Raw genomic sequence first — 5782 nt, 5'->3', positions numbered from 1 at the left:
TGGGGAGAGATATTTGGTGGAGCGACGATAGCAAATGCAATTTTGGATAGGCTACTCCATCATTCTTACGTGATTTTCATAAAAGGTCCTTCATACAGATTGCAGTCAAAAACAGTATATTTTAGCAACACAAACCAGCAAAACTAAGTTTATTTTTTGTACATTTTTATTTTCGATTTTTTGTTCATTTTGATATTGACATTTACATTTACAAGGGTATAATATAATCAAGAAAATTATCTATTTAAGGAGGAACTCAGAATGGCAAAGCTTTTGTATATAAAAGCTAATCCAAAGAATAACGAAAACTCAAGGACATTTATAATCTCTGAGCACTTTATTAAGGTGTACAAAGAGCACCACCCCCAGGATGAGATTGTACTACTTGACCTTTACAAAGAAGGTATTCATTTCTTAACAGAAAACGATATTGCTGACGTTTTTGGTCCAAAGACTGAGGCCTCAAAGCATCATCCTATTTTGAAGTATGCTTATCAGTTTGCTGAGGCTGACAAGTACGTGTTTGCAGCACCTATGTGGAATTTGAGCATTCCTGCAATCCTCAAGGCGTATATAGACTACATTACAGTCTCAGGAATAACCTTTAAATACACAGAACAGGGGGCCGTGGGACTTCTTCGTGGCAAAAAAGCAGTTCATATCATGGCAACAGGCGGTGACTTCAAAACACCACCATTTTCAGACTTTGAAATGGCAAGCAGGTACCTAAGAACCATTCTGGGTTTTATGGGAGTTGAGGATTTTCAGGTAATTTTAGCTCAGCGGCTTGATATTGTAGGTGAGGATGTAGAAAAGATTATCGCAAATGCATTGAAAGAGGCTGAGGAGTTAGCAAAAAGGTTTTAAATAGAGTTTCCTGGTAACAAGGTAGGGGCTGTCCAAAAAGATATTTGGATAGCCCCTTTCTTGCAATATATAGTGTTTCTTATTGTGTTTTACCCATAGCAACGAAATTATAAAATTTTACTTTTAGACGGTATTCCTTTGTTTCGGTGGTTGAAATTTTAATTTTTTGATTATTCTCCATACGAAACTGTCATATAGGTTATAAAAGTGTGTTTTTTTCTTTATTTTTTAAGTATTTATTGGAGCTTTCGACTACTTCGTCAATATTCAAACTTTATTATATGTAGAAAATTTTAATTGCTTAAGACTAAAAGTAAATATGCTTCCCAAATTTTCTTTAAAAATTTCAATTCGGAATTACATCATAACTTACAATGCCACCATTTACCTTAAACAATAACTCAATTTTTTTATTTTTCAGCCTATAAATACACGTATCATAAATTCTATTTAGCACAAATGATTGATAGTTCCTGTCTATAAAATAAATTGATTTATCATTTCCACATATTGGCCAGAAGACATTAATGTCTTTTGGCACATCATTCACAATTTCCAATTTTCCAGTATTAAGGTCAAGAATAACCGGCTTTGACTTAAACGGATCATTTATAGTAGAATAATCTCCAAATCCTCTATATTCTGGCTCACCCTGTGTAAATAAATATTTATCTTCTGATACAAAACATCCCGGTGAGTTGCTCAAACCTGTGTTTTCAGTAAATTCTTTTTTCGTACCACTTTTTAAATCAATTGCAGAAATCCATACATATGGTGGTTCAGCAGGAGTCCTTGATTGTAATACAATCCATTTATTGATTCTGTTTATTGCTGTAAAATATATTATTCTATATACTTCTTTCACAGAAAAATTGCCAATCTTCTCAGATAAAAGTTTTTTCTTTGTTTTGTTCAACAAATCAAACATAACAAGAGATACAGCCAACTCATTTTCTTTATTATCATACTCACCACACACTATATATCTACTATCAGAGGAAATAGAGGGACAGCAAAATTTACCTTCTGCTATACGTGTTAATAAAAATTCATTGTTATCTTCATCTCTTACTTTATTTTTATTCCTCAAAAGATACAACGCTTTACTTGTCGCTATTACAAATTCTTCTTTTTCTTTATTTACGCTGATATATTCTATTCTTTCATTTAATTTTTGCCGATACACCTCTTTTCTGGTTTTATAATTAACAACAATTATTTCTTTCAGGTCGTTTGTGTAAGCTATATGATTTTTTCCCATGCAAAAAATCGACGTGGAAAAAGCGTAAAATTTTTATCAATCTCACTATCTGCTGTTTTAAATTTGAATAACAAATTGTCATTTCCACGGCTATCAATTACTCTTCCTTCCAATGTTCTTCCATAAATTTCATTGATGTTTTCATTTCCTAATATTCTTACATATCCAATTTTTACAATATTTTGACGGCTGTAAATTATTAAAAATCCAACTAAAAGTATCCCAGCAAAACAAGCTATTACAGCAAATAGTTTGGGCACAAGCAATTTGTTTTTTAACTTCATTCTTTTTTGCTCCTTTCATTTTTTTAATAAAAATTCTCTGATACAAACACTTATTATAACTGTCTTGCTGACAATTGAACCTATGTCTTTTTGTCTATAAATAAAATCCCCCTTGTGGCAAATTTTTGATAAAGCCACAAGGAGGTATTTTGATTTGATAACATACATATTAACTACGGACACTGATACGCACCATATGAACCTTCTACCTCAGACTTGCTTCGTGCACGATGGATAACTCGATCATAACCTCCAGTTGTACTTTCATATACTATATAGTTGCCAGAAGCATCCTTTTGATAAAACAGCATAACATGACCACTGTTACATAAAGCATCTCCTTGTTGCAAGGCACTAAAACTGATACTTTTACAGTATCTCATTATATCATAAGTACTCCATTTATAAGGCAACATCCAGCATTTACTAACAAAACCCGAGCAATCGACCCCAGTTGTTCCTCCTACATAACCACTACTACTTGTATAAACATTTCCTGCAGCATAACCCTCATTAATTTTTTGCCCAAACTCTGATAAAGAATCTCCTCCACCCCAACAATATGGAACCTGATAATAGTAAGTATTATATGAGGTTATAAAACATGGTCTTTTCCACAAATTAGGATTTGCTACTTTTGAACCATCAAAATTCTGTTTTGAACAATACCATTTGTAATTATTGTACTGGTAAGCAATAGACATAATTTGGTTTCTATTTAGACTTGAGGTACTTATATATTTAGTTTGCTCATTAAACTGAATATCACTGTTTTTGTTCTCAATTAAGTTTTTTCACTTCCCAATGATTCTTTATATTTGATATACTGATCATTTGTCATCCATGAATCAACTTCTAATACATAAACATTCTTTTCACAGGGCACCAATACAAAGACGTCATTCCCTTCAAGTACTGCATCACGTATCGGGAAATAATATTTACCATCTGGAATCTTAACAAGTCCTTCAATATTCTGTGTTTTTGAATTTAACTTGACTATCCATTCACCGTAATCGTTAGTTATCTTCCAAAACTGAATAAAACCTCTTCTACCAATATATTCATAAGCACAATTTTCATTAACAAACCATCTTGGAAATTCAAAAGCATCACCTGTATCTATGCTTGCTTTACAAGCAGAAGCGTTTACTTTGCTTACACTTCCATCAGAAGAAAATACTCCTTCTCTTTCTTCTGCTACATATAATTTGTTTTTGTTGATATCCTTAGCTAAAAAACACGTTTTCATTTTATCACCAGAAAGCACAACAAATGGACCGTTATCATTTACATCAAACTTGTAAAACGGCTCTAATCTCAGCTCTTTATTTGTTGAGATATCAACTACTCCATTATTTATTGTAATTAAAGTATTTGTACCAGCATTAAACAAATATATTTTTCCTTCTTTATCTACTGCCATACCGTGAATCCATTGTTCATTTGGTATATTAATTCTTCTAATCAAATTACCATTTTCTTTGCTGTATACGAGTACTCTGTGATGAACATTATCCAGAACATAAACTTTATCACCTTTTACATCAAAAGCATTAGGACCTTCATGTGAACCATATCCTATAATGCCAGTATATTCAATGCCATCTACCGAAACAGGAATATTTACTATCGTTTTGAAGTTTGGAAAATCAGTTTTTTGAACAGCAGAAACTGAAATTGCAGCAGTTTTATGAGTTGAAAAATAGAAAATGCTTACTATCATTAAAGTAAGTGTAATTAAAAATGATAAAATCTTTTTGTGGTTTTTCATATTCCCATTCCTCCTACCTATTTTATTTTGCATCCCTTCATGGGCGCCCATGAGAGGTTGATGCCATTGTAAATTGGAATTTTTTGATAACAAAGAAATAAATAATGATAATAAATATAAATACAATATTTTCTTTTGTATTTCATGGTACAACATCCTGTTTACATATAAGCTATCTTATTTGTGAAAAGATATATGCTAATCTCTATATTTATTAATATTCCCCTTGGCATTTTCACCTTAATTTTACTTTGTCAATTTCTATCATGTCAAACTCGTTTTTTTCTTTTTTTTTTTTTTTTTCTTGACTTTGTCAGTTTGAAACTCAAAAAGCTTGGGAGGACTGGGATTGACAAAATATGGACCTCAATTTTGTCACTACATCATTTGCTAATACCAATAAATTCTAAGCCTTCCTCATATGTGATGAAATTTTTCGGCCCCTTTATCTTCATCACATTCAGTATATCTCCAGCTCCTTCTTCTGTCCTTTGCTTTATCAAATATTTCTTCCCTTTTATCTCTATTTCAAAAAAGTTCATTGAATCTATTGCTTCCATTATCCTTTCACTACTTATTCCTTTACCTTTTTTCCTCAAAATATATTCCAATGCCCTCTGTAATAAAAATGCCAAAAAACATATCACAAAATGTCCTTTTATTCTGCTTTCTGTAAAGTGATATATCGGTCGTACTTCTAAACAGCTTTTCATTACTCTGAATGACTGTTCTATCTTCCATAAATCGTGATATGCCCCTAATACTTCTTCTACATCCATATCCTTTTTGCTCGTTTGTATTGCATAATAACCGTCAAACTTCTCATCTCGTTTTATCGCTTCCTCATCCAATACATATTCTTCTGACTTTGATTTCTTCTTCAAATATTTCCTCGCACCTTTTTTCTCTAAGGCTGTTATACTTCCTTTGTTCTCTAAAAGCTCTTTGGCTTTTGATACCAATCTCTCTCTGTCTTCTTTGTCTTTCTTAGCTCTCTTGCTTGAATACGTTATTATCAAATTCTCTTCTATTTTAAACTCTTTACCCTCTTCATCCTTAATAACATTTGTTCTTTCCAATACCTTATATTTGAATTCATCCCCATAAATTTCTTCAGCATTCAAACAACTTTTTCCATCAAGCCTTTTATATCCTTCTTGCTCAAATACTTCATCTAAAACTTCTTTACTTGCATTCTTTAATCTGCTTGCTACTACATAATCGTATCCCGCTTCTTTTATCATCATGTTAATGATAAAATAAAAATGTACTGAAAGTGGAATATAAGGATGTACAAAATTGTACATTGATATGATATCCTTTCTCATAGTGAGGAGGGATATCAAATGCAGAACTTAACAGCACATTTAAACATGATAAGGGCGATGAAAATGAAACCTAACTTTTCAGAACTTGCAAGAATATATGGGATAGACAGAAGAACAGTAAAAAAGTATTATGAGGGTTATGAAGGAAAACCTAAGAATAGAAATAAACCAAGTAAATTGGACAAATACTATGATGAGATAAAATCAAAGCTTGCTATCAAAGGAGTTACAGTCAAGGGTGTTTATGAGTATTTAAAATCAAAAGATG

Annotated in this window: 6 protein-coding genes and 2 pseudogenes; 3 read left to right on the top strand and 5 right to left on the bottom strand. The window is 31.8% G+C overall.

Annotated elements, in window-relative coordinates; translation table 11 throughout:
• On the top strand, positions 1-147 hold a 147-nt coding region (locus tag BUA11_RS10215; RefSeq protein WP_178137772.1), incomplete at its 5' end, for an ATP-binding protein.
• Between the two features lie 114 nt (positions 148-261).
• Complete coding sequence (locus tag BUA11_RS10210) at positions 262-867, top strand: FMN-dependent NADH-azoreductase (RefSeq protein ID WP_072761169.1); 606 nt, start codon at positions 262-264, stop codon at positions 865-867.
• 346 nt (positions 868-1213) lie between these two features.
• Here the strand turns inward: BUA11_RS10210 and BUA11_RS10205 are convergent, their stop codons facing one another.
• From BUA11_RS10205 to BUA11_RS10195, 5 genes and pseudogenes are all read right to left on the bottom strand, one after another.
• On the bottom strand, positions 1214-2128 hold the full coding sequence (locus tag BUA11_RS10205; protein ID WP_218587326.1) for a hypothetical protein: 915 nt from the start codon (positions 2126-2128) through the stop codon (positions 1214-1216).
• Positions 2110-2412 carry a hypothetical protein gene (locus BUA11_RS10400; RefSeq protein ID WP_218587325.1) on the bottom strand — a complete coding sequence of 101 codons (303 nt, stop codon included), beginning with the start codon at positions 2410-2412 and terminating at the stop codon, positions 2110-2112. Before BUA11_RS10400 ends, BUA11_RS10205 begins: the two co-directional genes overlap by 19 nt.
• Before the next feature lie 173 nt (positions 2413-2585).
• On the bottom strand, positions 2586-3116 hold the full coding sequence (locus BUA11_RS10395) for an NlpC/P60 family protein (RefSeq protein WP_218587324.1): 531 nt from the start codon (positions 3114-3116) through the stop codon (positions 2586-2588).
• 80 nt (positions 3117-3196) lie between these two features.
• Positions 3197-4186, bottom strand: coding sequence for a YncE family protein (locus BUA11_RS10390; protein ID WP_218587323.1), 990 nt, complete (start codon positions 4184-4186; stop codon positions 3197-3199).
• A gap of 383 nt (positions 4187-4569) precedes the next feature.
• Positions 4570-5430, bottom strand: a pseudogene (locus BUA11_RS10195) (IS1634 family transposase); the annotation flags it as partial.
• Between the two features lie 102 nt (positions 5431-5532).
• Between BUA11_RS10195 and BUA11_RS10190 the strand changes: the two are divergent.
• Positions 5533-5782 (top strand): annotated as a pseudogene (locus tag BUA11_RS10190) (IS21 family transposase); the annotation flags it as partial.

The organism is Fervidobacterium gondwanense DSM 13020 (assembly GCF_900143265.1).
GTDB lineage: Bacteria > Thermotogota > Thermotogae > Thermotogales > Fervidobacteriaceae > Fervidobacterium > Fervidobacterium gondwanense.
This window is presented reverse-complemented; position numbering and strand designations above follow the sequence as displayed.